A 26,388-nucleotide genomic window follows, 5' to 3' on the forward strand; every position below is an offset into this window, starting at 1 on the left:
TCACCTGTCGCAGCAGTCCCAGCGGCGCTGTGCCGGGCCGCGACACCTGTCACGAAATGGAACAGTTGGCACCCCGCTTGCGCCCACACCCTTGCCCCGCGCCGTGGAGCCCGCCATACTGGCCCACACACCACAAGCGGGCCGCCCTGAGCCCGCACGGAGACAAAGCGTGCGCCCCAACACTTCCCCCGTCGCCTTGCGACAGGCCCGCCAGCACCTGCTGGACTCTGGCCAGTGCCCCAGCGGCCTGGTGGACGAGCGCCTGGCGCGCTCCTGGTCGCGCAGCATGGCGGCGGGCCTGGTTCCCACCGGGCGGCCCCAGGCCATCGACCACCCCAGCAGCGGCACGCTGCGCCATGTGCTGGCCAGCAACCCCGAGCTGCTGGCGCATTCGCGGCCGGTGATGGAGTACCTGTTCGAGCAAGTGCGCCACAGCCAGAGCGTGGTGGTGCTGGCCGACCGGCGCGGCATGCTCATGCACACGCTGGGCGACCCGTACTTTGTGGACAAGGCCGAGCGCGTGGCGCTGACCAGCGGTGCCTCCTGGCACGAGGCCCACCGGGGCACCAACGCCATCGGCACGGCCCTGGCCGAGGCCTGCGCGGTGGAGGTGCACGGCGGCGAGCATTTTCTGGAGCGCAACAGCTTTCTCACCTGCGCGGCCTCGCCCATCCTGTCGGCCACGGGCGAGCTGCTGGGCATCCTCGACATCTCGGGCGACTACCGCAACGGCCACGCCCACACGCTGGGCCTGGTGAGCACGGCAGCCCGCATGATCGAAAACCGCCTGCTGGCCGCCACCTGCAAACGCAACATCCGCCTGCACCTGCACAGCGCGCCCGAGGGCATTGGCAGCGTGGCCGAGGGCATCGTGGCGGTGTCGGCCGACGGCTGGATCGTGGGCGCCAACCGCGTAGGCCTGGCGCAGCTGGGCCTGCACGCGGGCGACGTGGGCGCCACCTTGCTGGAGCGGGTGCTGGACGTGCGGCTGGACGACCTGCTCTCGCACCACAAGCGCCGCCCCCAGCAGCCCCAGGCTTTGCGCACACCCCACGGTGCCTTGCTGTTTGCCCAGGTGCAGATGGATGCCGCCGCGTGGGTCACCCCGTCGCAGCCCGCCACGGCGGCCCGCGCAGCGCCCACGCAGGACGCACTGGCCCTGCTGGACACCGGCGACGCCCGCTGGCGCGCCGCCGCCGACAAGGCCCGCCGCGTGGTGGGCAAACCGATTGCGGTGCTGGTGCAGGGCGAATCGGGCGTGGGCAAGGAGGTGTTTGCGCGCGCGCTGCACGCCAGCGGCCCGCGCCGCGACGCACCGTTTGTGGCCATCAACTGCGCGGCGATTCCCGAGCACCTGATCGAATCCGAACTCTTCGGTCATGTGGCCGGTGCCTTCACCGGCGCGCGCAAGGAGGGCCACCTGGGCCGCCTGCGTGAGGCCCATGGCGGCACGCTGTTCCTCGACGAAATCGGCGACATGCCGCTGGCCCTGCAGACCCGCCTGCTGCGCGTGCTGCAAGAGCGCAGCGTGACGCCGGTGGGCGCCAGCAAGGCCGTTCCGGTGGACTTTGCACTGGTCTGCGCCACCCACAACCAGCTCATGCAGGCGGCGGAGCAAGGGCGTTTTCGGCAGGACCTGTACTACCGCATCAACGGCCTCACGGTACAGCTGCCTGCACTGCGCGAGCGCAGTGACTTTGTGGCGCTGCTGCAGCGCCTGCTGGCCGACCTGGCCACCGAGCAGGGCCTGGGTTTTGAGGTGCAGGTAGCGCCCGACCTGCTGGCCCGCCTGGCCGCCTACCCCTGGCCCGGCAACCTGCGCCAGCTGGCCAACGTGCTGCGCACGGCCTGCGCCATGCTGGCCGAGGGCGAAGACACCCTGGGCTGGGAGCACATGCCCGACGACCTGGTGCAGGCACTCACGGCGGCGCCCGCATCCCCGCGCAGCAACGCCGCAGCAGGCACTGGCGCGGATGTCCTGCCCGCCGCCCTCAGCCTGCAGCAGCTGTCCCAGGCCGCCATCGACCAGGCGCTGCAGGCCGCGCGCGGCAACCTGTCGCAGGCAGCGCGCCAGCTGGGCATCAGCCGCCAGACGCTGTACCGCAAGCTGAAGATGCCGGTGGCCTGAGGGCATGCCGGGTTTACTGAATTGCTATTGATTTAAGAGCTGTTGCCGCATATTGCACTGGCGCATGCGGCACTTTTGGCTGAATTTTCAGTGTGCAGCATGTCCTGGGGGCAGGGCGCGTCCGGTGGCATCACCCTCTCAGGCCTGCCCGCCCCGTGGCAACACCAGCCGCGCGCGCAGCCCCGCGCCCTGCGCGCTGTGCAGCTCCAGCCGCCCGCCGTGGCTGCGCACCACACGCTCCACGATGGCCAGGCCCAGCCCTGCGCCGGGTGCGCCCGAGCGTGCCGCGCCATCGCCGCGCGCAAAGGGCTGGCGGATGCGGTCCAGCTCTGCCAGGGCGATGCCCGGGCCCTGGTCCTGCACCTCCAGCCACACGCCGTCGGCATCCGCCCCCGTGCGCAGCAGCACCGGCGGCGTGCCGTGGCGCCAGGCGTTTTCCACCAGGTTGTCCAGCGCGCGGCGCAGGGCCTGGGGGCGCACCGGCACGTCGGGCAGCGTGCCCAGCGCCAGCCGCACGGTGCGCCCATGGTCGGCCTGCGCCTCGGCCACGGCCTGGGCCAGGTCGTTGAGCGATGCCGTGGTGGGCACCTCGGCCTCGCCTGCGTTGGAACCGATCCGCGCAAACTGCAGGAACTGGCCCACGATCCCGTCCATCTCGTCGATGCTGCGGGCTATGCTCGCGGCCAGCGGCGCATCGATCTGCGCCCCGGCAATCTCTACCCCCAGCCGCAGCTTGGTCAGTGGCGTGCGCAGGTCGTGCGACACACCGGCCAGCATCAGCGCGCGCTCCTGGTCAGCTACCACCAGGCTGTGCGCCATGTGATTGAAGCTGCGGCCCACGGTGGCGATTTCTTCGGGTCCGTCTTCGGGCAGCGGTGCTGGGGGCTGGCCCTGCGCCAGCTGCCGGGCCGCCGCCACCACCTGCGCCAGCGGGCGGTTGATGTGCCGCTGCAGCCACCAGGCCCCCAGCAGCGCCAGCAGCATGCTGGCCAGCGTGGCGGCCAGCCAGGCGCCGCTGAACTCGCGCGTGGGGAAAACGCTGGGCAGGTTCAGCCAATAGGTCTCCGCCCCCTCCGGCCCCTGGTGCATCACGCGCAGGGCCAGCACGCCGGTGCTGTCGCGGCGCCATACGGGTTGCGAAGTGTTTGTTGCCGCATTGTCCGCCCCCAGGCGGCGCGACACCGCCTGCACAAACTGCTGTTCCATGGGCGACAGCAGCGCGCGCCGCGTGGCGCTGTCCGGCGCAACGGGCGGTGCGGACAACACGGCTTGCCGGTTGAACGCCTCGACAAACGCCGCCCGCTGCACCGGAGGCAGCGCCTGCAGCCCTGCGCGCAGTGCCGCTACATTGCGTGCCACGCCATCGGCCACCTGCGCCACGCGGGGCTGAAAAATCATCTGCCGTACCAGCATGGCCGCCACCAGTTGCCCCAGCACGATGAGCACCGCCATCAGCAGCAGGTTGCGCCCGAGCAGGCTGCGCGGCCACCAGCTCCGGGTGGCCTGGGGTGTGGCGGAGGGTGTCATGGCTTGCCTCCATGGCCCGGCGCGGCACCATCGAGCACAAACACATAGCCCACACCCCACACGGTGCGGATGTGGCGCGGCTGTGCCGGGTCGGCCTCGATGAGTTTGCGCAGGCGCATCACCTGCACATCGATGCTGCGGTCGGTGGCGGCGTGGTCGGGGCCATAAGCCAGTGCGATGAGCCGGTCACGGCCCAGAGGCCGGTGCGGCTGCTGCGCCAGTGCCTGCAGCAGTGCGAATTCGCCCGTGGTCAGGGGCACGTCCTGGGCGCCGTTGCCGCCCTCGCCACCGTTGCGCTCCAGTCGGCGCTCGTCCAGCCACAGCGTGAACGCGCCAAACGCGATGCGCCCGCCCGTCTGCCGGGGCCCGGTGTGCGCGCCCAGCATGCGCTGGCGGCGCACCATGGCCTGGATGCGGGCCAGCAGCTCGCGCGGGTTGAAGGGCTTGGGCAGGTAGTCGTCGGCGCCCATCTCCAGGCCCACGATGCGGTCCACGGGGTCTCCGCGCGCGGTGAGCATCAGGATGGGAATGGTCTCGCCCTGCGCACGCAGGCGGCGGCAGATGGACAGACCGTCTTCGCCCGGCATCATCACGTCGAGCACCAGCACATCAAAGCGCTCGCGCTGCAGCAGGGCGTCCAGCGGCCCAGCGCCTTCCACCGTGCGCACGGTATAGCCCTGGTCGCTCAGGTAGCGCTGCAGCAGCGCACGCAGGTCGGGCTCGTCATCAGCGACCAGGATCTTGGCCAGGGCTTCCGTCATGGGGCGGTGGATGTGGATGGCGGCGGTTGGGGGCAGCAAAGGCTGCGTGCCAATGGTAGGGCCGAAAACACAGGGTGGCATCGCGGGCAGTCGCTCCGGTGCATGACAACGCATGACACGCGCGCGTGGTTTGTCATGCTTTGTCATACATCGTGCAGCGGGCGCCACAACTGGCTCATACCTGGCGGCCATAGTTCAGATCAGCGCAGCACCCCGCTGCTTCGCACCCCCTGTTCTGTTGCAAGGAGCCGACCGCCATGTTCCCTTCCGTCCCTACACCGCCTGTATCCGTTGCCACGCACCGCGCCGTGTTGCTGGCCGCCTTGGCCGTGGCGGCGATGCTGCTCCTGACAGCCAGCGATGCCAGCGCACACAGCCGCCACACGGTAGAGCACAACGCCGATGGCAGCGCCACCGCCCGCAGCGGCGTGGTCCGCGCTGCTCCGGGCGGTGGAGGCGTGCTGCGCGGCCGCAGCGTGACCACCGACGGCCAGGGCCACGGCAGCGTGCGCAGCGGCGCCGCCGTGGCTGGCCCCCAGGGCGCCACGGCCGTGCGCCAGGGCGAGAGTGCGAGGAATGCCGATGGCACGGCCAGCCACAGCAGCGCCTTGGCCGCCCAGGGCGACCGGGGCACGCTGCAGAGCACGGGCGCCGCCACGCGCAGCGCCGACGGCAGCGTGACCCAGGGCCGCACCACCACAGCCACCAGCGCAGCCACCGGCAACAGCGTGCAGACCAGCAGCTCGTACACCGCAGACAACGGCCGCACCCGCAGCGCCAGCTGCTTTGACGCCAGCGGCGCCCCGATGGCCTGCCCTGCACGGCCCTGATTTTTCATCTTCATTTCATTGAGCCAGGAGATTCCGCATGTACCGTCCTTCAAGCCCACTCTTCGCAATGGTCCCCCTGCGCACAGGCCTGGGCGCAGCGCTGTGCGCGCTGGCCGCCGTGTTGACCCCACCCGCCCACGCCCAGCTGCGGGGGCTGGGGCCTTTCGCGCAGGTGCGCGACACCGCTGCGGCTTTGCCCGCCGGTGTGCAGCGCCTGGCCGATGTGCCCTATGGCGCAGACCCGCTGCAGCGCATGGATGTCTACCTGCCCGCCGCTGGCGGCGCCGCCAGCAGCGCTGCGGTGGCCACCGGCACACGCGCGCCGGTAATCTTCATGGTGCATGGCGGCGCCTGGCGCACGGGCGACAAGGCCATGTCCCGCGTGGTGCAGGAAAAAGTGGCGCGCTGGGTGCCCAAGGGCTTTGTGTTCATCTCGGTGAACTACCGCCTGTACCCCGCCGTGAACGTGCTGCAGGAGGCGCAGGACGTGGCCATGGCACTGGCCGCCGCCCAAAGCCGCGCCGCCAGCTGGGGCGCCGATGCATCGCGGTTCATCCTCATGGGGCACTCGGCAGGTGCGCACCTGGTGTCGCTCATCAATGCATCGCCCACCCTGGCCCAGCGCGAGGGGGCCTGGCCCTGGCTGGGCACCGTGTCGCTGGACAGCGCGGCGCTCAATGTGCCGGTGGTGATGACCGCGCCGCACTACCCGTTCTATGACGAAGTGATGGGCGCCAACCCGTTGTTCTGGGCCGCAGTGTCGCCGTACCACGCGCTGTCGGGGCCCGTGCCGCCGTTCCAGTTCGTCTGCTCCACCGAGCGCCCGGACCACCCCTGCCTGCAGGCCCAGGGCATGGCCCGCCGCGTGCGCGACCTGGGCGGCCGTGCCGAGGTGCTGCCGCAGGAGCTGACCCACGGCGAGATCAACGCGCAGCTGGGCCTGGAGAGCGCCTACACGCTGGCCGTGGAGACCTTCATGGCCTCGCTGGATGCGGTGGTGGCGCAGCGGCTCAAGTAGTTGCGTTCAGTCCGCTTGCACGGCCCGCCGCAGCGCGGCACGGGCCAGCAGGCGGGTGGAGTCCAGCGTGGGCAGCGGGGAGTTGGCGTCGCTCAGGATCAGCGGGATCTCGGTGCAGCCCAGCACCACGGCATCGCAGCCGTCCTCGCGCTGCATGCGGGCGATGATCTGCTGGAACATGGCCACGCCCTCGGGGCGGATGATGCCGGGCACCAGCTCGTCCATGATGATGCGGTTGATCTCGCTGCGCTCGGCCTCGGTGGGGCGCACCCATTGCAGGCCCTGGGCCTGCAGCGCATCGGGGTACACGCTGCTGTCCACCAGCCAGCGTGTGCCGGTGATGGCCAGGCGATGGTGGCCGCGCGCTGCCGCCTCTGCCGCCACCACCTCGGCAATGTGCAGCCAGGGCAGCGGCGAGTGGGGCAGCACCCGGTCCATCGCCTGGTGGATGGTGTTGTCAGGGCAGATCAGAAAATCTGCGCCCGCACGGGCCAGCTTGTGGGCGGAGGCCAGCATCAGGTCGGCCACGCCTTGCAGGTCATGCCGGTCCAGGCAGTCCACATAGTCGGCCAGCGACGGCGTGTGCAGCGTCACCTCGGGGTGCGCATGCGGGCGGCCCAGCAATGCGGCGCCTTCGGCGCACAGGGTGCGGTAACACAGGGCGGCACCTTCGGCGGAGCAGCCCACGATGCCGATGTGTTGGGGCATGACGGTGGTCCAGGGCGGTTGCAAAGTCCCATTATTGCCAACAGCGCTGCTGTGGCTCGGCTCAACCGCTGCTCCCGTCAGTCTCCGCGCACCCTTTGCGCGAATCCGCGTGTGGTGAACTGCTCCAGCACAAAGTCCACAAACACCCGGGTGCGTGCGGGCAGCAGCTTCTTGCTGGGGTAGTACAGCGAGGTCGGGCCTGCGTCGGCCCACCAGCCGGGCAGTACCCGCACCAGGTCGCCACGCGCCAGCCAGGGCTGCACAAACGGCATGGGCAGCACCGCCAGGCCCAGGCCCATCAGCGCGGCCTGGCACATGGCCTCGGGGTCGTCGAACACGATGCGTGGGCGCAGCTCCACGGGTGCAGCGTCACCGGCCTTGTTGCGCAGCGTTGTGACGTTGATGCGCCCCGTGCGGATGTTGAGCCGCACGATGCCATCCCACTGCGCCAGGTCTGCGGGTTGGCGTGGCGCTTTCCTGCGGCCCCGCAGAAGCGTGGGGGATGCCACCACCACCAGGTGTGTGGGGCCCAGCACGCGCATCACCATGTCCGGGTTCCTGTTCAGGCCACCCCCGATGCCTGCGTCAAAACCTTCGCCGATCAGATCGACATATCGGTTGTCAAACCGCCAGTCAGGCTGGATGGCTGGGTAACGCTGCAGAAACTCTGCCAGCAGCGGAACGATGTATGCGCGGCCAAAGCCCAGTCCCACGCTGACCTTGAGCGTGCCTGCGGGCTGCTGATCGGACTCTGCGGCGTGGTCTACCGCGTCATTCAGGTCCGACAGGGGTTGGCTAATCTGTGCCAGAAAGCGTTGCCCACCCTCGGTCAGCGTGAGGCGCCGCGTGCTGCGCTGGAACAGCCGTACACCCAGGCCGGCTTCAAGCCGCGCCACGTTCTTGCTCACGGCGGCGGGCGTCAGGCCCATGAGCCGAGCAGCTGCCGAGAAGCTGCCGGACTCGGCTGATTTGACGAACGATTCGAGGTGGGTCAGGGGTTGCATGGACTGTATTTTCAACTGAAGGTTGAAATAGATCCATCCCATTGATGGCTACCGGAAGAGCAATGGATTGCCGACACTGCAGCTATTCCCGGTTCGTTGCTGAACCTTCCTGATCACTTTATTTGGAGAAACACCATGTCTTCTGCGTTGGCAACATCCCCTGTACTACACCAGCCCCTGACGGGCAAGGTTGCGCTTGTCACCGGCGGCGCGCGCGGCATTGGCGCGGCCATCGTGCGGCGTCTGGCACGCGACGGTGCGGCCGTGGCCTTCACGTACAGCAGTTCCGCCGCGCCCGCCCTGGCGCTGGTGGCGGACATTGAAGCGAGCGGTGGCAAGGCCCTGGCCCTGCAGGCTGACAGCGCGGACGCTGCCGCCCTCACGCAGGTCGTGGACCGCGCTGCACGCGAGCTGGGCCGCCTGGACATCCTCGTCAACAACGCAGGCGTGGCCATTGCGGGCGAGATCGGCAGCTTTGCCTTGGCCGACTTTGACCACACACTCAACGTGAATGTGCGCGCCGTGTTCGTGGCTACCCAGGCCGCCGTGCGCCACATGGGCCAGGGCGGCGCGTATGGCCGTGTCATCACCATCGGCAGTACCAATTCCGACCGTGTGCCATGGGCGGGGTTCAGTGTCTACGGCATGAGCAAGGCCGCCATCGTGGGCCTGACCAAGGGCCTGGCCCGCGACCTGGGGCCACGTGGCATCACGGTGAACAACGTGCAGCCTGGCCCCGTGAACACCGACATGAACCCCTCCGACGGCCCCATGGCGCGCGACATGCACGGCCTGATGGCGCTGGACCGCCACGCCCACCCAGATGAGATCGCGGGCATGGTGGCCTACCTGGCGGGGCCGGAGTCGGGCATGGTCACCGGGGCCAGCTTGCTGATCGATGGTGGGTTTGCGGCCTGACGGCCTGGCGCGCCATGGGGTAGGAGACCGGGATGGAAGTGAATGCGTGCTCAAACCGGGCGCGCGAGCTCCATCACCCAATTCACCTCCCACGTGGCGCCGCCGTCGTCCGAAAACGCCTGTTGCCAGCGCGGCGCCCCGGTGTGCATGCCAGACCATTCAAACCGCACGCGCACCGGGCGGCCCTCGAATAACTCCTGGCCTTCAAAGCGGCCGATGCCGTCGCTGAACCCGCCCACCACGGGCGGGCTCAGCAGGCCCGTGGCGGCATCCAGGCCGCCGGTGGTGTTGTTCAGCCAGTAGATGCTCCAGCGCTGGGATTCCGGGCAGTACACGCGCAGCGACATGCCCACATAGCCGGGCTGCCATGCCAGCGGCGTGAAGTCGTCGAAATTGCCGATGCCGCCGGGCAGTGCGTGTGCGGTGCCGGTGGCATCGAACACCTCCCAGTCGTTCCAGCCTGCCAGCCTGCGCACCAGGCGCGTGTTGCGGATGCGCCAGGGGCCCATGAGGAAGTCGAAGTCGCGCTGGGCGCTGGGCGCCACGGTGGGCGAGGGGATGGGAATGAGGCGGGCTTGGCTGGGCATGGTGGGGCTCCGTGGTGGGGCATGAATGGGGAGAGGTATGCGGGCGCTTCACGCATGCAGCGCCGAGCGCGCCGTGGGCTGCAGGCGGAGCATCTCGGGGGCCCGGGCCAGCCAGGGGGCAAGCCCTGGGGCTACGTCCCGCGCCCAGGCGCCGCTGTCTGCAAACGCCTGCAGTGCCGTTGCATCGCTAAACAGCGCCAGTCCCAGCAGCACATGCTCGCCTGTGCACACCGGCAGGCGGGCAAAGCTGTTGGGGCTGGCTTCGGTGCTGTACCACGCCAGATGGCGCGCGCCGCCGCGCTGCAGCGTGGGGGCCATGTTGTGGCGGCAATAGTCCAGCAACGCCGGGGTGGCGGGCTCGTGCAGATAGAAGACCGTGGCGTTCAGCACCCCCGCAGCGGTGCCTGTGGCGCCCGGCTCGGGCCGGGCGTACTGCGGCAGTGTGGATGTGGCGCCGGGCCATGCGGGGCGGAGCAGGCGTACGTTGTCCGAATCGATCATGGTGGCGTTCGCAGCATCGCGGTGCGTGGCCCAGACGGGGCCGCCGTAAAAGCCCTCCAGTGCGCGGTGGCGCGCCCGCATGTCGGCAAAGCCGCGCAGCCAGACGAACCGGTCAGGCCGATCCAGGTCGCGGAACTGTCCCAGCACGCGCATGCCGTGCGCCTCCTGGGTCTCGACGAACTCGCGGTCGAACACATCGATGAGCACATCGCGCTGCTGCGGGTGCAGGGTGTACTGGCGCAGTTCGACGATGGCGCTGGGATCGGTGGTAGGCATGGGGGCTCCTGAAAAGGCATATTGGCAACAAGGCAAAGACCAGCCCGCAGTGTGTGCGCCCATACCTGCCAACCTATGGCAGGTATTTGCGCTATCTTTGGTCTTCTGCCTTTTTCTTCTACACCAGACCCCATGCGCGCCAGCCGTTTGTTGTCCCTTCAGATGCTGCTGGAAACGCGTGGCCGCATGAGCGCGCAGGCGCTGGCCGGGGCGCTGGAGGTCTCGGTGCGCACGCTGTACCGGGACGTGGACCAGCTCAGTGCGGCCGGTGTGCCCATCTATGCCGAGCGCGGGCGCAACGGTGGCTTTGCGCTGCTGCCGGGCTGGAAGACCACGCTCACCGGACTCACGCCGTCGGAGGCACAGGCCGTGTTCTTGAGCGGGCTGCCCGGTCCCGCACAGGACCTGGGGCTGGGTAGCGATGTGGAGGGCGCGCGCCTGAAGTTGCTGTCGTCATTGCCTGTGTCCTGGCGCGAGGACGCTCAGCGCGTGAGCGCTCGCCTGCACCTGGACCCGGTGGACTGGTACCGCGAGAGCGATCCCACGCCGCACCTGCCCACCGTGGCCGCAGCGGTGTGGAGCGGTCACCAGGTCACCCTGCGCTATGAGAGCTGGGCCCACACGGTGGAGCGCACCGTGAGTCCGTTGGGCTTGGTGCTGAAGGCGGGCGTGTGGTACCTGGTGGCCCTGCCCACGGGCGCGGACGAGCGCGGGCCGCGCACGTACCGGGTCTCGAACATCCTGGCGGTCACGGCGCTGGGCAAGCCGGCCAGACGCCCCGCACGCTTTGATCTGCCAGGCTACTGGGCCGCGTCGATTCAGCGTTTTGAATCAGGTCTGTACACGGGCGAGGCCGCGCTGCTGGCTACGCCAGAAGGCTTGCGTGGCCTGCGCGCCCTCAGCAGCGCCGTGGCACGCGCAGTGGCTGCCGCGCCACCGTCCCGCCGCAAGGATGGCCGCACGGCCGTGACGATCCCCATCGAATCGGTGGAGCATGCCTGCGGGCAGCTGATGCGGTTGTCTCCCCAGGTGGAGGTGCTGCGGCCGTTGGCGTTGCGCCGCGCTCTGGTGGAGCGGGTACTGGCCACCGCTGCGCTGTACAAGGAATCTTTGCTATGAGTGAAGTAGGTGTGGGCGATTTTGCAAAGGGCGCCTGGGCTCGTTTGCCTTGAGGGCGACGAGGGTGGCCGCGCCGGCCACCTCGGCTCTGGTCAGCGGGTAGTTGTCAAGGCGAGACCACTGCCATCCACGCGAAACACTGCCACCGATTCCACCAACCCGTGGGCCTGCTGGTTCAGTGTCTGCGCGGCGGCGGCCATTTCCTCGACCAGTGCGGCGTTTTGCTGCGTGGACTGGTCCAGCTGGGCCACGGCTTCGCCGATCTGACCAATGCCAGCGCTCTGCTCGCGTGTGGCGGCGCTGATCTCGCCAATCAGGTCCGTCACACGTTTGACTTCGCCCATGATCTCAGTCATTGCCGAGCCTGCGGTGTTTACCAGCGCAGAGCCGGTTTCCACTTTTTCCACGCTCGCCTCGATGAGCGACTTGATTTCCTTGGCGGCCTCAGCGCTGCGCTGTGCGAGGTTGCGCACTTCGCTGGCCACTACCGCAAAGCCGCGACCCTGCTCACCTGCGCGGGCTGCTTCCACGGCCGCATTCAACGCCAGGATGTTGGTTTGGAAGGCAATCCCGTCAATGACGCTGATGATGTCGCCAATGCGGCGTGAGCTGGCAGTGATGTCACCCATGGTAATGACCACCTGGGCTACGACGGTGCCGCCGTGTTCTGCTGCGGCACGTGCCGTTGACGCAAGCTGACTTGCCTGCTGCGCTGTGTCCGAGTTTTGCTGCACGGTGGCTGTCATTTCTTCCATCGAAGCAGCGGTCCGCTGCAAGTTGCTGGACTGCTGTTCCGTGCGGTGCGAAAGGTCGGTGTTGCCCGCAGCAATCTCTTGAGATCCAGATTCGATGGCCGTGGCCGACGAGCGTACGCGGCTCACGATGCTGGCCAGTGCCGCCTGCATTTCGCCCAACGACGCCAGTACGCTGTCCGAGGGCGCGTTGGACGCACCCTCCACGTGGCTCAGGTTGCCAGAGGCCACAAGCCTGGCGGCCGCACGCAGCTGCACAGGATCGGCACCCAGGGACCGCATGAGACTGCGGTTGATGAGCGTGGCCAGCGCAATGGCTGCAGCAATGGCGGAAAGCGAAGCCAACACCAGTTGCAGCCGCTTGAATCTGAATTTTTCTGCCGATTTCTTGATTTCTTGCGCGCCTGATGTGGCGATGAGCTTGGAGTATTCCGTGGTGGTGCCGATCAGCTGCTTGAGCAGCGGCTGGCATTCGGCATTCATCTTCGCCGTCGCTTCGTCTTTTTGACCAGCCAGCGCCTTGGCAACAATGTCCAGCGCCACCGGACCGTAGCGACTCTCCAGACGCTCAAGCTTGTCGAACAGCGCGAGTTCCTCTGCCGATATGCCGCTGGTTGATGCCAGTGTCTTTTTGAGGGTGGCCAAGCTCTCCTGCACCCGTGCATGCGCTGCTTTGACCGCCTCCGTTTCGGCGCGTACGTCCTCTGGGCCGTTCAGCAGGATCAGGTTGCGCGCCGAGATGGCTCGCGCACTGGCTGCAGCCCGGATGTCCCGTGACAGGCTGCCACGGCTGAATTCGTCACTGACGAAGCTGTCGAAGTCACTTTGCGATTCGCTCAGACTGACTACAGACAGGATCGAAACGCCGATGAGGATGGTGACCAGCACGGAAAACGCAATGAAAAGCTTGCGGGAGACGGTTTGATTCTGAAAGTCCATGGTGGTGCTCCTGAGAACGGAGGGCGGCACTGCGGGGGCAGGGCTTTGCGGTTCCTCCATTATGCTCATTAAAATCATTTATAGCATTTTAATCATAATTTCCTATGCTCTCAGTGGGACTTTGCATCCTGCTGCGAAGAAGGCGACGGTTCCGTGGCGAAGCGCAGAACTGTGGCCCGCAATCCCCATCAAGGCACGGCTGCGCCGGTACCGCTCAGGCTGGCGGATGCTGTCTGGCACCGGTCACTCAGGTCGCTGACTGCCCTTTGACGCTTTACGGCGCGTGGTTAGGAGCTGCGCCGTGGAATACGGCGACCAGCCAAGGTTGCCGTCGTGCGCGAGCCACATCGCACAGTCAGACGTGGCGACGCATGGCCTTCTGCACCGCAAATCCAGATTCGTGAATGGTTTGGCTGGGGACCGCCGGTTCGGCTTCCCAGACCGCCCCTCAAAGCCCCCGCTCCACCATGTCCAGCAGCCGCTGGCCCAGCAGGTCCAGCATCTGCAGAGGTGTGCCACGCAGCGGCCCGTCAATGGCCAGCAGCGCCATGCCATGCACGGTGGACCAGGCCAGGTATTCGGCGCCGGGGCGGCGCCCGGGCGGCAGGGCGCCCGCGGCCACCAGGTCGTCCAGTGCGGCGCTCAGGTGCTGGAAGGGGTTCAGCCCCGTGGCACCGCCCATGGCGGGGTCGGGGGTTTGCTGCACCGTGAAGCGGCCACCGAAGGCGGTGCGAAAGAGCCCTGTCTCGGTGTGCGCAAACCGCAGGTAGCCGGCGCCCACGGCGCGCACCTTGGCGTGGGCCTGCTCGGTGGGCGTGCCCGTGGTGGGCACAAGGGCCAGCTCGGCCTCCATGGACCGCGCGGCGGCGGCCACGGCAGCGGCGCGCACGGCGCCCAGCAGGTCGTCGCGGTTCGCGAAATGGCGGTAGGCAGCATTGGGTGCCACACCCGCGCGGCGCGTGGCCTCGCGCAGCACCACCGCATCCGGCCCGCCCTGGCGCGCCAGTTCGATGCCCGCGTCCAGCAGCGCACGGTGCAGATCCCCGTGGCGGTAGGTGGCGCGTGCGGCGGGTGCGCTGGAGGGGGCAGCTTTGTTGCGGGTGCTTACGGTCATGGATCGTTGGGATGTGGACACTGTCCATTATCTTTGTTATTGTTTGTGGACGGTGTTCACAATTGCACGCCGAAACCCTTCCTGCCCCGTCCATGTTCCCCAGGAGACCCCCATGAAAGTCGAGCCCTACCTGATGTTCGAAGGCCGCTGCGATGAAGCGCTGGAGTTTTACCGCCACGCTTTGGGCGCCCAAGTCACCATGCTCATGCGCTACAAGGACAACCCCGAGCCCGCCGCCGGCGAGGGCTGCGCCGATGGCAGCGGCCCGGGCCCCACGCCCGAGATGGTCATGCACGCCTCGTTCACCGTGGGCGATACGCAGATCATGGCGTCGGACGGCATGGGCTCGGGCCACGCCAGCTTCCAGGGCATCTCGCTGGCGCTGAGCCCCGCCAATGCGGCCGATGCCAAACGCTATTTCGACGCGCTGGCCGATGGTGGCAAGGTGCAGATGCCGCTCACCAAGACCTTTTTCTCGCAGGCGTTTGGCATGGTGGCCGACCGCTTTGGCGTGCCCTGGATGGTGGTGGCCCCTGAATGAGTGCAACCGCCATCACCCCCACCGACTCCCCCACAGGAACCCGCATGCTCGCTCTCTATGGCCACCCTTTTTCGTCCTACACCCAGAAGGTGCTGATCGCGCTGTACGAGAACGGGACGCCGTTCGAACTGCTCAATCTCGACCCCGCAGAGCCCGTCAGCCATTCGGCCGACTGGTTGCGCCACTGGCCGCTGGCGAAGTTTCCGGTGCTGGTGGACGGAGGCCGCACAGTGGTGGAAAGCAGCATCGTGATCGAGCACCTGCAGCTCGCGCACCCGGGGCCTGTGCCGCTGATTCCCGCCGATGCCCGGGCAGCACTGGACGTGCGCTTCATGGACCGCTTCTTTGACCTGCACGTGATGGCCCCGGTGCAGCACGCGGTGAATGCCGCGCTGACCGGCAACGCCGAGCGCAAGGCCGAAGGCGTGGCCTGGGCCACCGAGAAGCTGGAGAAGGCCTACGCTTGGCTAGAGGGCATGTGGGCAGGGCGCACCTGGGCGGCGGGCGAGTCGTTCTCGCTGGCCGACTGCGCTGCGGCGCCCTCGCTGTTCTATGCCGACTGGACGCACCCCATCGCGGCCACCTACCCGCAGCTGCGCGCCTACCGCGCCCGGCTGCTCGCACGCCCCTCGTTTGCACGCGCGGTGGAGGGCGGGCGCCCCTACCGCCACTACTTTCCACTCGGGGCGCCCGACCGCGACTGAGCGGCGTCCCCACCACTTCACCAGGAGACTCCCATGATGAATCCCGAACCCCACGCTATGCACCGCTGGCTGCAGCAGCTGCTGGGCGATTGGACCTGCGAGTCCCTGGCCGACATGGGCCCGGGCGAACCCCCCGCGCAAAGCCGGGGCACCGAGCAAGTGCGCGCGCTGGGCAGCCTGTGGGTGCTCTGCGATGGGGCGGGCGCCATGCCCGGCGGGGGCGGCGACGCCCGCATGCTGATGACGCTGGGCTACGACCCGGACCAGCAGGCGTTCGTCGGCACCTGGGTGGGCTCGATGATGACGCATATGTGGGTGTACCGTGGCACGCTGGATGCCGACCAGAAGGTGCTGACGCTGGAGACCGAAGGCCCCAGCTTCAAGGCCGACGGCGCCACCATGCGCTACCGGGACGTGATCACCGTCATCAGCGCCAACGAGCGCACGCTCACCTCGTTCGGCCAGCAGCCGGACGGCAGCTGGAAGCAGTTCATGCAAGCCAGGTACACCCGAACTTCCTGAGCCACTGCGCGGCTTCCCCCTGAAAGGCGACGTAACCGGAGGGCTGGCCAAGCCAGATCCACAGCCGCACTGGTATTCCACCCCGCCAGTCGCCAGCGCAACGCGCATGACACACTGCGCTGCCAATCTCTTTTGATTTCCACCGTCCCATGACCCTCCGCATCGAAGGCCGCGCACGCTGGCCCGCACTCATCCTGCTGTGCCTGGGCGAGCTGATGATCGTGCTCGACACCACCATCGTGAATGTCGCGCTGCCCAGCATCAAGGCCGACCTGGGCTTTACCGAAACCTCGCTGGTGTGGGTCGTCAACGCCTACATGCTCACCTTTGGCGGCTGCCTGCTGCTGGGCGGGCGGCTGGGGGACCTGTATGGCCACCGGCGGCTGTTTCTGGCGGGCATCACGCTGTTCACCATCGCATCGCTGGCCTGCGGGCTGGCCCAAACGCAAGGGCTGCTGGTGGCGGCGCGGGCGGTGCAGGGCGTGGGCGGCGCCGTGGTGTCTGCCGTGGCGCTGTCGCTCATCATGAACTTGTTCACCGAGCCGGGTGAGCGTGCGCGCGCCATGGGGGTGTATGGCTTTGTGTGTGCGGGTGGCGGCAGCATTGGTGTGTTGCTGGGCGGGGTGCTCACCAGCCTACTGAGCTGGCACTGGATCTTTCTGGTCAACATCCCCGTGGGTGTGGCCATCTACCTGGCCTGCCTGGCGCTGCTGCCGGGCGGCAAGGGCCAGGCGCACGGGCAGCGGCTGGACATGGCGGGCGCCGTCACCATCACCGCGTCGTTGATGCTGGCGGTGTACGCCATCGTCAATGGCAACGCGGCGGGGTGGACCTCGCTGCAGTCGCTGGGGCTGCTGGGGGCTGCGGCGGCGCTGCTGGCGGCCTTTTTATTCATCGAGTCGCATGTGGCTGCGCCGCTGGTGCCCCTGCCGCTGTTGCGGCTGCGCAATTTGGCCATCTCCAACGTGGTGGGTGTGCTGTGGGCGGCGTCGATGTTTGCGTGGTTCTTCCTGTCGGCGCTGTACATGCAGCTGGTGCTGGGCTACGACGCCATGCAGGTGGGCCTGGCGTTCCTGCCGTCCAATCTCATCATGGCGGGCTGCTCGCTGGGGCTGTCGGCCTGGGTGGTGATGCGTTTTGGCATTTGCCGCACGCTGGGCTGGGGGCTGCTGCTAGCGGCGGTGGGCCTGGCCCTGTTTGCGCTGGCGCCCACCGAGGGGCGCTTTGTCATCCACGTGCTACCCGGCATGCTGCTGCTGGGCGTGGGGGCTGGCATTGCGCTCAACCCGCTGCTGCTGGCGGCCATGGGCGACGTGAAGCCCGAAGACTCTGGGCTGGCGTCGGGAGTGGTCAACACGGCCTTCATGATGGGCGGTGCCCTGGGCCTGGCCATGCTGGCCAGCCTGGCCGATGCGCGCACCGACCATCTGCGCCAGGCCGGGGCCAGCGTGCAGCAGGCGCTCAATGCGGGCTACCAACTGGCGTTCTGGGTGTCGGCCCTGTGTGCGCTGGTGGCCGCCGTATTGGGCGGCTTCGTGTTGCGCCCGGCACCGCGCCCGTCAGGTGCCGCGCCTTCCCACCCTGGTGCTGCATGAGGAGATGGTCTGCTATCTAGTTGATAGCTTCTCAGGCATATTGCACTAGCGCATGCGGCCAATTTTGTTTGAAATGGTGGCGAAACTGTGTGCGCATGCTGTGCGGCACTGTCCTGTATGCCGCACCGCACTGTTCTACCCAGCGCACTTCTGAAAGCAGCCTCTGGCCTTATCTTTGGCAGGCGTGCTGCCCGATGGCCGGTGGCGCAAACCCAAGGAGCCCTTGATGTCGTCCTCCCCCACCGTGTCTTCGTCTGCCGCCAGTCTGCCCGTCGTGCAGGCCCAGGCGCTGGGTCCGCTGTGGCCCACGATGGACCCGTTCCTGTTCTGCGCCCACCATGACGATGCCTACCCCGCAGGCAATGGCGCGTTTGCGCCCGCCGTGTCGCTGGAGGGCCGCCAGATCGGCAGCGACTTCAGCCGCAAAGACGGCTGGAGCATGTACCACGGCGACACCGTGCCGGGCTTTCCGGGCCACCCGCACCGGGGCTTTGAAACCGTGACCCTGGTGCGCAAGGGCCTGATCGACCATTCCGACTCGCTGGGCGCCGCCGCGCGCTTTGGCGGGGGCGATGTGCAGTGGGTGACTGCTGGCAAGGGCATCGTGCATTCAGAGATGTTCCCGCTGCTCAACGCCACCGAGCCCAACCCGCTGGAACTGTTCCAGATCTGGCTGAACCTGCCTGCGCGCAACAAGATGGTGGAGCCACACTTCACCATGCTGTGGAACGAGCGCATCCCGCGCCTGGTCCACCACGACGACGCAGGTCGCGCCACCACGGTGACGGTGGTGGCGGGCGCTCTGCCCGGCGCGCCCGCGCCGCTGGCGCCGCCACCCGAGTCCTGGGCTTCGCAGCCTGAGGGCGATGTGGCCATCTGGACGCTGCGCATGGACCCTGGCGCACAGTGGACGCTGCCTGCCGCGCGCGGCCAGGGCACGCGCCGCATGCTGTACTTCTTTGTGGGCGACAGCCTGCGCGTGGGCCCGCAGGACGTGGGCCAGCACGCCGCGCTGGAGCTGGTGGCCGGGCAGGACTGGCAGCTGACCAACACCGGCGCCACGCCGCTGGAATGCCTGCTGCTGCAAGGCCAGCCCATCGCCGAGCCCGTGGCGCAGTACGGCCCGTTTGTGATGAACACACAGGCCGAGATCATGCAGGCCATGAACGACTACCGCCGTACCCAGTTCGGCGGCTGGCCCTGGCCCGACCAGGACCCGGTGCACGGCACCGAAGCGCGGCGTTTTGCGCGCTACCCCGGCCAGACGGAGGAAGAGCGCCCGGCCGAGGCCCCGGCGGGCGCATAGGGTTGTTCACCAGGCCCTGCCAAGCCTCCACGAGGCCCTGCGGCAGCAGTCAGGCGCCTCGTGGACAATCCGGGGTTTCGTTCTGACCCGCGCGGCGGCAGGCGGCTCACCCCTGCCAGCCTCGCGCGGTTTTTCACCGCCTGAAAGCGCAAGCACCACCATGGCCACCACCATCACCAAAGACTCCGCCGTCACCATCACCTACAAGGTCACCACCCCCCAGGGCAAGCCGCTGGATGCGGGGCACCTGTCGTACCTGCACGGTGGCTACGAAAACATCTTCCCCAAGGTCGAGGCCGCACTCGATGGCCAGGCCGTGGGCTTCAGCACCACGCTGCAACTAGCGGTGGAAGACGCCTTTGGCGCGCGCGATGAAAGCCTGGTGCGCACCATTCCCAAAAGCGAGTTCCCGCCCGGCGTGAAGGTCGGCGGCCAGCTGCAAGGCGTGGGCAACGACGGCCAGCCCACCGTGTTCAACGTGGTCAAGATCAAGGGCCCCGAAGTGCACCTGGACGGCAACCACCCACTGGCAGGCCAGGCGTTGACCTTCAGTTGCAAGGTGACCGAAGTGCGCGCTGCCAGCCCCGAAGAAGTTGCGCACCGCCATGTGCATGGTGCGCACGGCCACCACCATTGATAGCCAGTCCAGGGGCCGCTGCTCGGGCCCCTGGTTTGCGCCCGCTGGTTACAGCGCTTCCAGCACCGTCGCAATGCCCTGCCCGCCACCAATGCACTGCGTGGCCAGCGCATAACGGCCCTTCTCGCGCTGCAGCAGCGCAGCGGCCTTGCCCGTGATGCGCGCACCTGTGGCGCCCAGCGGGTGTCCGATGGACAGGCCACCCCCATCCAGATTGATGATGTCTTCGCGCAGGCCCAGTTCGCGGATGCAAACCAGGGCTTGCGATCCAAACGCTTCATTGATCTCCACGACATCCAGATCGCTGACCGACAGCTTCGCGCGGGCCAGTGCCTTGCGTGTGGCGGGTACGGGGCCCATGCCCATGTACGCAGGATCTACGCCCGCAGTGGCCATTGCGCGGATGCGGGCTAACGGGGCAAGTCCGTGCCGCGCTGCATATGCATCGGTGGTCACCAAGACAGCCACCGCGCCATCTGTCAGGGGCGACGAGGTGCCAGCGGTCACCACACCATCTTCGCGGAATGCGGGTCGCAGCGCCGCCAGTGCCTCCAGCGTGGTGCTGGGGCGGATGCAGCCGTCCTGAGTCACCAGTTCGCCCGACGCCAGGGCAATAGGTACGATTTCAGCCTGCAGCAGACCGGCCTCGCGCGCTGCCGCAGCCTTGTGGTGTGACGACACGGCCAGTGCTTCCTGATCAGCGCGGCTCACCCCGTATCGGTGGGCAACGTTCTCGGCCGTCTCTCCCATGCTGATGTACGCATCGCTGTGCTCGTACAACGTGGGGTGGGCCGAGAAGTTGAAGCCCCCTTGCGGAACCATGGTCATGGACTCGACGCCAATGCACAGAAAGGCCTCGCCCAGGCCCGCCTCAATCTGTGCGGCGGCGATATGGATGGCGGACATGGATGATCCGCAAAAGCGGTTCACCGTCATGCCGCCCACTTCGTGGGGCAGGCCCGCCAGCAGCGACACGATGCGCGCGATATTGTTGCCCTGTGCTGCCTCCGGGTAGGCGCAGCCGGCAATCACGTCTTCAAGGGTTGCAGGGTCGATACCGGTACGCTGCAGCAGGCCCGTGACCACCTGCGCGGCGAGGGCATCGGGCCGCACCTCGGTCAACGCTCCCTTGCGGGCGAAGTGGAACGGGGAGCGGGCATAGGCAGAAATCAGTGCTTGCATGGTCAGACCTCGGGTGTGGGGCAGGAAGGCTCAGACGCTGGTGGTGACCGCGTAGCGTTGGGCTGGCTGACGCAGCGACAGGAAAGGTCCGAGCGCCCGGCGCGCGTCTTCCAGCGCGTTCCATTCGTGCACCGCTTCCAGCGAGGGGATGGTCACGGCTTCGCCCTGATCCAGACCGGCCAGCGCGGCATCCACCATGGCGTCCACGTCCATCAGCATGTCTTGCGGCAGGTGGCTGATGGGTGTTCCCGCGCGGTCCCAGATCTCGGTGCGTGTTGCACCCGGCATCACAGCCTGCACGCGGACGCCTATCGGCCCCAGCTCCTGCTGCAGGGACCGGGTGAGGTTCAGTAGATAGGCCTTGGTGCCGCTGTACGTGCCGTTGAACATCTCCGGCAGCAGTGCGAGAACGGAGGCAATGTTGATCAGCGTGCCTGCCCTGCGCGCCGCAAAGCCCCTGGCTGCGGCCGCAGCGAGCCGGGTGGGTGCCAGCACGTTCAGCGCCACCATGCGTTCCACGGCATCGATATCGGCGTCCAGCAATGTCCCTGTCACCGCAATGCCCGCGTTGTTGAGCAGCAGCGTGATGCTGGCGTCGTTGTGCAGACGCTGCTCCACACGGATCAGGTCGCTGCGGTCGGTCAGGTCCGCCTGCAGCACCTCAGTCTTCACCCCGCTCTCCTGCGCCAGACGGTGGGCGAGTGCAGCCAGGCGTACGGCGTCACGCGCTACAAGGATCAAATCGTAACCACGCCGCGCCAGCCGGTCTGCGTACACGGCACCAATGCCGGACGACGCGCCGGTGATGAGGGCTGTGCCCAGCGATGGGCGCGAGGAATGGTTTGCTGTGGTGGTCATGGCGGTTTCCTGAAAGCTGTTTTAGATGATGATCGTCACGTTTAAATTATATGACGATCATCATTTAAAATGTCAAGACTGAATTTCAGGGCCAACATCCCCGGGGAGAGATAGACAATGAAGGTCAGCAAGGAACAGATGGCGGAGAACCGTGAGCGCATCCTTGATGCCGCAGCGCAGTTGTTTCGCGAAAAGGGTTTCGACGGCATTGGAGTGGCCGACCTGATGAAGAGCGCGGGGCTCACGCATGGCGGGTTCTATGGGCACTTTGCGTCCAAGGACGAGCTTATGGCGCAGGCCAGCGCAAGAGCCTTGCAGCGGCTGCAGACCGCCTGGGCAGCCATTGCGCGTGAGGCTGTGGAGCAGGGGCAGGACCCTTTGGCAGCTATCGAGGCGGCCTATCTTTCGCCACGCCACCGTGATGCAGCCGGGCAGGGCTGCCTGCTGGCCGCGCTGGGCGGTGATGCAGCGCGGCAGGGGCCGGCCGTGCGTCATGCTGTGACCGAGGGCGTGCGCGCCCAACTGGAAGGACTGGCCACCTTGGTGTCTGGCCGTACCAAGGCCGCGAAGCGCCAGCGTGCGCTGGCCGACTATGCGAATCTGGTGGGCGCCATGGTGCTGGCGCGCGCGGTGGACGATGAAGAGCTGTCGAACGAAATCCTGAATGCAACCGCAGCCGCACTGCGCTTGCCGGAGCCTGTCCCGCGGTGAGTGCCCACGGCGTATGAAACGCACCGCGCTGGAGCTTGCTATCGCATTTTTTGTCCTCGCATCTCTGCGGTTGCCATAGCCACAGCATTGAGTCCTGCGATGGAAAAACACCAAGCCCGCAGAGCGGGCGTTGTGTGGTGGTCGACTGGGAACTTACTTGGCTGCTTCAGGCTTGGCAGCGTCGGCTTTGTTCTGTGCCGCTGCCTTGGTCTTCTTGGCCTTCGCCTTCTTCTCTGCCTTCTTTTCTGCAGGGGCCGACGCGGTGGCGGTTGGCGTTACTGCGGGCTTGGCTTCGGCTTTGACCGCTGGGGTGGCGGGTGTGGCTGGAGTCGCTGGGGTGGCGGGCATGGCCGATGTGGCAGGGGTCGCAGGCGCCGCGGCCTTCGCGGGAGTTGCTGGCGTTGCGGGGGCCGCAGGGGCTTGGGCAAACGATGCGGTCACAAAGAAACCAGCGAGCAGGGCAGCGAGGAGCTTGTTCATGAGAAATCCTTTCAGATCGGATAACCGCCCGACACAGCGTCGGACTTAGCTATGCAACGGTGCTCGGATGCGGCGCGATGACAGGTTACGAAGTCATTGGCAACAAGGCGTTACCGCGCCCAAGTCCCCGCCCGTTCAGCACCGGCTCCTTGGCCAGATGCTCGCGTGCCCATTCCACAAAGGCACGCACCTTCGCCGGGGCCCGTCGCCCTGCGGGGTACACGATGTGCACGGGCACAGGTGGCAGTTCGTGGTCGGCCAGCACGATGCGCAAGCGCCCTGCGCGCAGGCTGGCTGCGGCCTGGTAGGCAAGGCAGCGGGTCAGGCCAATGCCGGCCTCTGCGGCGGCAATGTCCACCTCGTTGCTGTTGCTGATCCAGGTGAATTGCGGCTGGCCTGTGGCGCCATCGCGAAACTTCCAGGGCGCTGGCGTGCGTGCGTCAAAGGCGAAGCCGATGGCCTGGTGGCTGCTCAGGTCGGCCGGGCTGCGTGGCCTGCCGTGTTGCGCCAGGTAGGCGGGAGACGCCACCACCAGGCGGCGCAGCGCACCCACCTGCACGGCCGTGAGGCCGGAGTCAGGCAGGTGCGCGATGCGGATGGCCACGTCCATGCCTTCATCGAGCAAATGCACCAGGCGGTTGACGAACAGCGTGCGCACCTGCACGCGCGGCTGGGCCTGCAAAAAGCCCTGCACGATGGGCGCCACATGCTGGATGCCGAACATCTGCGGCGCGGTGATGGACAGCAGCCCCTGGGCCTCGGCCTGTGCACCGCTGGCTGCCTGCTCGGCCTCGTGCAGGTCGTTAAGTAGGGGGCGGCAGTCTTGCAAGAAGCGCTCGCCAGCTTCGGTCAAGCGCACCAAACGCGTGCTGCGCTGGAACAGCAGCACACCCAGCCGCGCCTCCAGCGCCGCAATGGCGCGCGTGACAGCCGTGGCGGAGCAGCCCAGCCGCCGACCCGCCACGGCAAAGCCGCCAGCGTCCGCCACGGCCACAAAACAGCGCAGGGTGTCGAGATAGTCCATGCGACCCATTATTGCGGATGCCGCAATTATGAAAAGCGGTGATTGGTTATTCACATCGCTATTTGCAATAGCTATCGTCGAGCCATCTTTTCACTCACCCCCGACGAGGCTTCACCATGCTCCCTACCACCCCGCTCCAGCTCTACCGCATGCCCATCTCGGGCCACTGCCACCGTGTGGAGCTGATGTTGTCCCTGCTTGGGCTGCCCTATGAACTGATCGACGTGAACCTGCTGCGCGGCGAACACCAGCGCGCGGAGTTCCTGGCACTCAACCCGCTAGGCCAGGTGCCCGTGCTGGTGGACTCAGGCCAGGTGCTGAGCGACAGCAATGGCATCTTGGTGTATCTGGTTCAGCGCTACGCCCCTGGCAGTGCCTGGCTGCCACAAGACGCCGTGGGGCAGGCGCAGTTGCAGCGCTGGTTCAGCCTGGCGGCGGGCTTTCTGGCGCCGGGCATTGGTGGGCCGCGCTTTGCGACATTGACCGGCCGCGCCATGAACGAGGTGGCGCAGGCCACCGGCAAGCGCCTGCTCACCTTCATGGAGGACGAGCTGCAGGGGCGTGCCTGGTTGCTCGGGGGCACAGCGCCCAGCCTGGCCGATGTGGCCATGGTCAGCTACACCTCGCAGGCCCACCTGGCGGGGCTGCCGCTGGATGTCTACCCGCGCATTGCGGCCTGGGTGGCGCGCATGCAGGCCTTGCCGGGTTACCCGGTGCTGGCCGACCAGCTGCCCGCTGCCGAGCAGGTGGCGGCATGACAGCCACCGTGCCCGCTGCATCGGTTGGGGTGCCGGTGCCGCCCGAGGCATTCCACCCCGGTGAGCAGGCCTTGCAGGCGCGCGTGGGCGTGCGCGAGCGCATGGCGGCCGTGGGTGCGATGGTGCTGCGCGATCACATGCCCGACCAGCACCGTGAGCTGTTTGAGAAGCTGCCCACCTTGCTGCTGGGGACGCTGGATGAACAAGGCCAGCCGTGGGCCACGATGCTCGCTGGCCCACCTGGGTTTGTGCACACCCCCGATGCGCAGCGCATGCAGATCGCGACCGCGCCGGATTCCCAGGACCCGGTGCTCGCACACCTGGCGCCAGGCGCGGCCGTGGGCGTGCTGGGGCTGGAGCCGCACACGCGGCGGCGCAACCGCATGAACGGGCGGGTGGCAGCGTTTGGCGATAACGGCCTGGACGTGCAGGTGGTGCAGAGCTTTGGCAACTGCCCCAAATACATCCAGGCGCGGCAGCCAGGCCTGCGCGCTGCGCTGGCAGCTCCGGGCCCGGTGCAGTGGCTGGGCGTGGGACTGGACGCCGCCGCCATCGCGCGCGTGCAGCGTGCCGACACCCTCTTCATTGCCAGTGCCTCGGCGCCACGCCCTGGTGCCGGGCACAGCGAAGGCGTGGATGTATCGCACCGGGGCGGCGAGCCGGGCTTTGTGCAGGTGGCGCACACGGAGGCCGGCGTGGTGCTGAGCCTTCCGGACTACCCTGGCAACCAGTTCTTCAACACCCTGGGCAACCTTGCGCTGCACCCGCTGGCAGGCTTGCTGGTGGTGGACTATGAAGAGGGTGGCTTGCTGCACATTGCAGCGCAGGCCGAGGTGCTGTGGGACAGCGCAGCGCGTGCGCCCTGGCCCGGTGCGCAGCGCGTGCTGCGGCTCACAGTGCTGCGCGCCCTGTGGCGGCCGCAGGTGCTGCCGTGGCGCTGGACACCGCCGGTGTCGGCCCCCCAGTTCCGGGTGATGCGCGAGGCGGCGCTGGACTGAGTGGCGCACCACCAGCGGGCAGCGCACGGGGTGTCGTTGTCCCCGCAATGCGCCTGCGCGGCACGGTGGCTTCGGCCTCCACCATCTGCCCGCTGCGCTCGTGCGCTGTCTGCGCCAGCTCGGTGATGAGCGCGGCCTCGGGCAGGTTGTGCCAGTAGCGCGTGGGCATCTCCTTTTTCATCATGGCCAGCTTGAGCCGCGCGGGGTTGAAGATGTGGCGGTAGTAGGTGAGCCACAGCGCCTCGCCCGCATCGGGCGGCGGTGCGTCGCTGCGCTGCGCGCCGGGGCCGGTGTGCAGCTGCTGCCCGTCCCAGCGCACGCTGGCGTCGGGTGTAAGGATGGCCCAGCGCATCTGCGTAAAGCGGCGGATGAAGAATCCCGCGTTGGCCACGGTGATGTAGTGGTCGGGCTCGAACCAGGCCATATGCAGGGTCTGGCCATCGGGCTCCACCACAGGCCGAAAGCGCACGAATGCGTGCATCTTGTGGATGTCCCGCCGCACGCTGCGGACCATGTGGTGGGCCAACATGCGGTCCGCGTCCAGCGGGTCGTGCCGCGCGGAATCGGCCTCCGCACCGCCTTGTGCCATGCGCCACAGCAGGCGGTACATCAGCGCAAAGCGGGCGGGGTCGCGGTGCAGGATGAGCTGCTCACACAGGTCCACAAAGTCGGGGGGCACGCGCAGCGGCAGCGCATCGGGGGCTGGGCTGGGCAGGGTGTTGCTAGCGGCAGGTTCGGGCGCAAACAGGTCTTCAGCGGCATCCGCCGGGCAGCGCCAGTCCACCGCCTGCGGGGGCACGTTGGCTTGCACCAGGACGCGTGCCGCTTGGCGAAAGCCGGGCCAGTCGGTGGGGAGGTCCAGCGTGATGGTGTGGCGCTGCATGCGGGCC

27 protein-coding genes are annotated in these 26,388 nt (G+C 67.7%); 14 read left to right on the top strand and 13 right to left on the bottom strand.

Features of this window, described 5'->3' with window-relative positions:
* The first annotated feature begins 169 nt into the window (after nucleotides 1-169).
* A complete protein-coding gene (locus AC1Q64_RS15890; RefSeq protein ID WP_492251999.1) occupies nucleotides 170-2,128 on the top strand; it encodes a sigma-54-dependent Fis family transcriptional regulator in 1,959 nt (652 codons plus the stop codon).
* 138 nt (nucleotides 2,129-2,266) lie between these two features.
* Here the strand turns inward: AC1Q64_RS15890 and AC1Q64_RS15895 are convergent, their stop codons facing one another.
* Both AC1Q64_RS15895 and AC1Q64_RS15900 read right to left on the bottom strand, forming a co-directional pair.
* On the bottom strand, nucleotides 2,267-3,655 hold the full coding sequence (locus tag AC1Q64_RS15895) for an ATP-binding protein (RefSeq protein ID WP_492252000.1): 1,389 nt from the start codon (nucleotides 3,653-3,655) through the stop codon (nucleotides 2,267-2,269).
* Nucleotides 3,652-4,416 carry a response regulator gene (locus tag AC1Q64_RS15900; protein WP_492252001.1) on the bottom strand — a complete coding sequence of 255 codons (765 nt, stop codon included), beginning with the start codon at nucleotides 4,414-4,416 and terminating at the stop codon, nucleotides 3,652-3,654. Before AC1Q64_RS15900 ends, AC1Q64_RS15895 begins: the two co-directional genes overlap by 4 nt.
* Before the next feature lie 257 nt (nucleotides 4,417-4,673).
* On the opposite strand from AC1Q64_RS15900, the gene AC1Q64_RS15905 reads away from it, so the two are divergent.
* A complete protein-coding gene (locus AC1Q64_RS15905; protein WP_492252002.1) occupies nucleotides 4,674-5,246 on the top strand; it encodes a hypothetical protein in 573 nt (190 codons plus the stop codon).
* A 67-nt stretch (nucleotides 5,247-5,313) separates the two neighbouring features.
* The gene (locus AC1Q64_RS15910) at nucleotides 5,314-6,264 is read left to right on the top strand and encodes an alpha/beta hydrolase (protein WP_492252003.1); all 951 of its coding nucleotides are present in this window, start codon (nucleotides 5,314-5,316) and stop codon (nucleotides 6,262-6,264) included.
* A 6-nt stretch (nucleotides 6,265-6,270) separates the two neighbouring features.
* Here AC1Q64_RS15910 and AC1Q64_RS15915 read toward each other — a convergent pair whose 3' ends face one another.
* Together AC1Q64_RS15915 and AC1Q64_RS15920 are read right to left on the bottom strand one after the other, a co-directional pair.
* A complete protein-coding gene (locus AC1Q64_RS15915) occupies nucleotides 6,271-6,972 on the bottom strand; it encodes an aspartate/glutamate racemase family protein (RefSeq protein WP_291437858.1) in 702 nt (233 codons plus the stop codon).
* 77 nt (nucleotides 6,973-7,049) lie between these two features.
* Nucleotides 7,050-7,976: a LysR family transcriptional regulator gene (locus AC1Q64_RS15920; RefSeq protein WP_108498082.1), complete on the bottom strand. Its 927-nt coding sequence runs from the start codon at nucleotides 7,974-7,976 to the stop codon at nucleotides 7,050-7,052.
* A gap of 135 nt (nucleotides 7,977-8,111) precedes the next feature.
* Here AC1Q64_RS15920 and AC1Q64_RS15925 point away from each other — a divergent pair, with 135 nt between their 5' ends.
* A complete protein-coding gene (locus AC1Q64_RS15925) occupies nucleotides 8,112-8,894 on the top strand; it encodes an SDR family oxidoreductase (RefSeq protein WP_492252004.1) in 783 nt (260 codons plus the stop codon).
* 50 nt (nucleotides 8,895-8,944) lie between these two features.
* Here AC1Q64_RS15925 and AC1Q64_RS15930 read toward each other — a convergent pair whose 3' ends face one another.
* Both AC1Q64_RS15930 and AC1Q64_RS15935 read right to left on the bottom strand, forming a co-directional pair.
* Nucleotides 8,945-9,481 (bottom strand): hypothetical protein, encoded by a 537-nt coding sequence (locus AC1Q64_RS15930; RefSeq protein ID WP_492252005.1) that lies wholly within the window; start codon nucleotides 9,479-9,481, stop codon nucleotides 8,945-8,947.
* A 48-nt stretch (nucleotides 9,482-9,529) separates the two neighbouring features.
* Nucleotides 9,530-10,258 (bottom strand): NIPSNAP family protein, encoded by a 729-nt coding sequence (locus AC1Q64_RS15935; protein WP_492252006.1) that lies wholly within the window; start codon nucleotides 10,256-10,258, stop codon nucleotides 9,530-9,532.
* Nucleotides 10,259-10,390: 132 nt separating this feature from the next.
* On the opposite strand from AC1Q64_RS15935, the gene AC1Q64_RS15940 reads away from it, so the two are divergent.
* Nucleotides 10,391-11,377 (top strand): helix-turn-helix transcriptional regulator, encoded by a 987-nt coding sequence (locus AC1Q64_RS15940; RefSeq protein WP_492252007.1) that lies wholly within the window; start codon nucleotides 10,391-10,393, stop codon nucleotides 11,375-11,377.
* 92 nt (nucleotides 11,378-11,469) lie between these two features.
* On the opposite strand, the gene AC1Q64_RS15945 is transcribed toward AC1Q64_RS15940, so the two are convergent.
* Both AC1Q64_RS15945 and AC1Q64_RS15950 read right to left on the bottom strand, forming a co-directional pair.
* Nucleotides 11,470-13,068 carry a methyl-accepting chemotaxis protein gene (locus tag AC1Q64_RS15945; RefSeq protein ID WP_492252008.1) on the bottom strand — a complete coding sequence of 533 codons (1,599 nt, stop codon included), beginning with the start codon at nucleotides 13,066-13,068 and terminating at the stop codon, nucleotides 11,470-11,472.
* Between the two features lie 448 nt (nucleotides 13,069-13,516).
* The gene (locus AC1Q64_RS15950; protein ID WP_492252009.1) at nucleotides 13,517-14,182 is read right to left on the bottom strand and encodes a TetR/AcrR family transcriptional regulator; all 666 of its coding nucleotides are present in this window, start codon (nucleotides 14,180-14,182) and stop codon (nucleotides 13,517-13,519) included.
* A 112-nt stretch (nucleotides 14,183-14,294) separates the two neighbouring features.
* Between AC1Q64_RS15950 and AC1Q64_RS15955 the strand changes: the two genes are divergently transcribed.
* The 6 genes from AC1Q64_RS15955 to AC1Q64_RS15980 all read left to right on the top strand — a co-directional run bounded on the left by AC1Q64_RS15955 (nucleotide 14,295) and on the right by AC1Q64_RS15980 (nucleotide 19,487).
* Complete coding sequence (locus tag AC1Q64_RS15955; protein ID WP_099731825.1) at nucleotides 14,295-14,723, top strand: VOC family protein; 429 nt, start codon at nucleotides 14,295-14,297, stop codon at nucleotides 14,721-14,723.
* 44 nt (nucleotides 14,724-14,767) lie between these two features.
* On the top strand, nucleotides 14,768-15,427 hold the full coding sequence (locus AC1Q64_RS15960) for a glutathione S-transferase family protein (RefSeq protein WP_291437864.1): 660 nt from the start codon (nucleotides 14,768-14,770) through the stop codon (nucleotides 15,425-15,427).
* A gap of 33 nt (nucleotides 15,428-15,460) precedes the next feature.
* Entirely contained in the window at nucleotides 15,461-15,949 is a 489-nt protein-coding gene (locus AC1Q64_RS15965) for a DUF1579 domain-containing protein (RefSeq protein ID WP_492252010.1), read from the top strand.
* Nucleotides 15,950-16,098: 149 nt separating this feature from the next.
* Entirely contained in the window at nucleotides 16,099-17,544 is a 1,446-nt protein-coding gene (locus tag AC1Q64_RS15970) for an MFS transporter (protein WP_492252011.1), read from the top strand.
* 226 nt (nucleotides 17,545-17,770) lie between these two features.
* Nucleotides 17,771-18,850: a pirin family protein gene (locus AC1Q64_RS15975; RefSeq protein WP_492252012.1), complete on the top strand. Its 1,080-nt coding sequence runs from the start codon at nucleotides 17,771-17,773 to the stop codon at nucleotides 18,848-18,850.
* Between the two features lie 160 nt (nucleotides 18,851-19,010).
* Complete coding sequence (locus tag AC1Q64_RS15980) at nucleotides 19,011-19,487, top strand: FKBP-type peptidyl-prolyl cis-trans isomerase (protein WP_492252013.1); 477 nt, start codon at nucleotides 19,011-19,013, stop codon at nucleotides 19,485-19,487.
* 48 nt (nucleotides 19,488-19,535) lie between these two features.
* Here AC1Q64_RS15980 and AC1Q64_RS15985 read toward each other — a convergent pair whose 3' ends face one another.
* Together AC1Q64_RS15985 and AC1Q64_RS15990 are read right to left on the bottom strand one after the other, a co-directional pair.
* Complete coding sequence (locus tag AC1Q64_RS15985) at nucleotides 19,536-20,669, bottom strand: thiolase family protein (RefSeq protein ID WP_492252014.1); 1,134 nt, start codon at nucleotides 20,667-20,669, stop codon at nucleotides 19,536-19,538.
* Nucleotides 20,670-20,699: 30 nt separating this feature from the next.
* Nucleotides 20,700-21,527 carry an SDR family NAD(P)-dependent oxidoreductase gene (locus tag AC1Q64_RS15990; protein WP_492252015.1) on the bottom strand — a complete coding sequence of 276 codons (828 nt, stop codon included), beginning with the start codon at nucleotides 21,525-21,527 and terminating at the stop codon, nucleotides 20,700-20,702.
* Nucleotides 21,528-21,644: 117 nt separating this feature from the next.
* Between AC1Q64_RS15990 and AC1Q64_RS15995 the strand changes: the two genes are divergently transcribed.
* The gene (locus tag AC1Q64_RS15995) at nucleotides 21,645-22,238 is read left to right on the top strand and encodes a TetR/AcrR family transcriptional regulator (RefSeq protein ID WP_492252016.1); all 594 of its coding nucleotides are present in this window, start codon (nucleotides 21,645-21,647) and stop codon (nucleotides 22,236-22,238) included.
* A gap of 153 nt (nucleotides 22,239-22,391) precedes the next feature.
* Here AC1Q64_RS15995 and AC1Q64_RS16000 read toward each other — a convergent pair whose 3' ends face one another.
* Complete coding sequence (locus tag AC1Q64_RS16000; protein WP_492252017.1) at nucleotides 22,392-22,718, bottom strand: hypothetical protein; 327 nt, start codon at nucleotides 22,716-22,718, stop codon at nucleotides 22,392-22,394.
* Between the two features lie 85 nt (nucleotides 22,719-22,803).
* A complete protein-coding gene (locus AC1Q64_RS16005; protein WP_291439135.1) occupies nucleotides 22,804-23,742 on the bottom strand; it encodes a LysR family transcriptional regulator in 939 nt (312 codons plus the stop codon).
* 116 nt (nucleotides 23,743-23,858) lie between these two features.
* Here AC1Q64_RS16005 and AC1Q64_RS16010 point away from each other — a divergent pair, with 116 nt between their 5' ends.
* Complete coding sequence (locus tag AC1Q64_RS16010) at nucleotides 23,859-24,500, top strand: glutathione S-transferase family protein (protein ID WP_492252018.1); 642 nt, start codon at nucleotides 23,859-23,861, stop codon at nucleotides 24,498-24,500.
* Entirely contained in the window at nucleotides 24,497-25,498 is a 1,002-nt protein-coding gene (locus AC1Q64_RS16015; protein WP_492252019.1) for a pyridoxamine 5'-phosphate oxidase family protein, read from the top strand. The genes AC1Q64_RS16010 and AC1Q64_RS16015 overlap by 4 nt, the downstream gene beginning before the upstream one ends.
* On the opposite strand, the gene AC1Q64_RS16020 is transcribed toward AC1Q64_RS16015, so the two are convergent.
* Complete coding sequence (locus AC1Q64_RS16020; RefSeq protein WP_492252020.1) at nucleotides 25,392-26,381, bottom strand: TIGR03915 family putative DNA repair protein; 990 nt, start codon at nucleotides 26,379-26,381, stop codon at nucleotides 25,392-25,394. The two genes, AC1Q64_RS16015 and AC1Q64_RS16020, sit on opposite strands and share 107 nt — an antisense overlap.
* Between the last annotated feature and the right edge of the window lie 7 nt (nucleotides 26,382-26,388).

The organism is Acidovorax sp. GW835-FHT14G06, assembly GCF_058793595.1.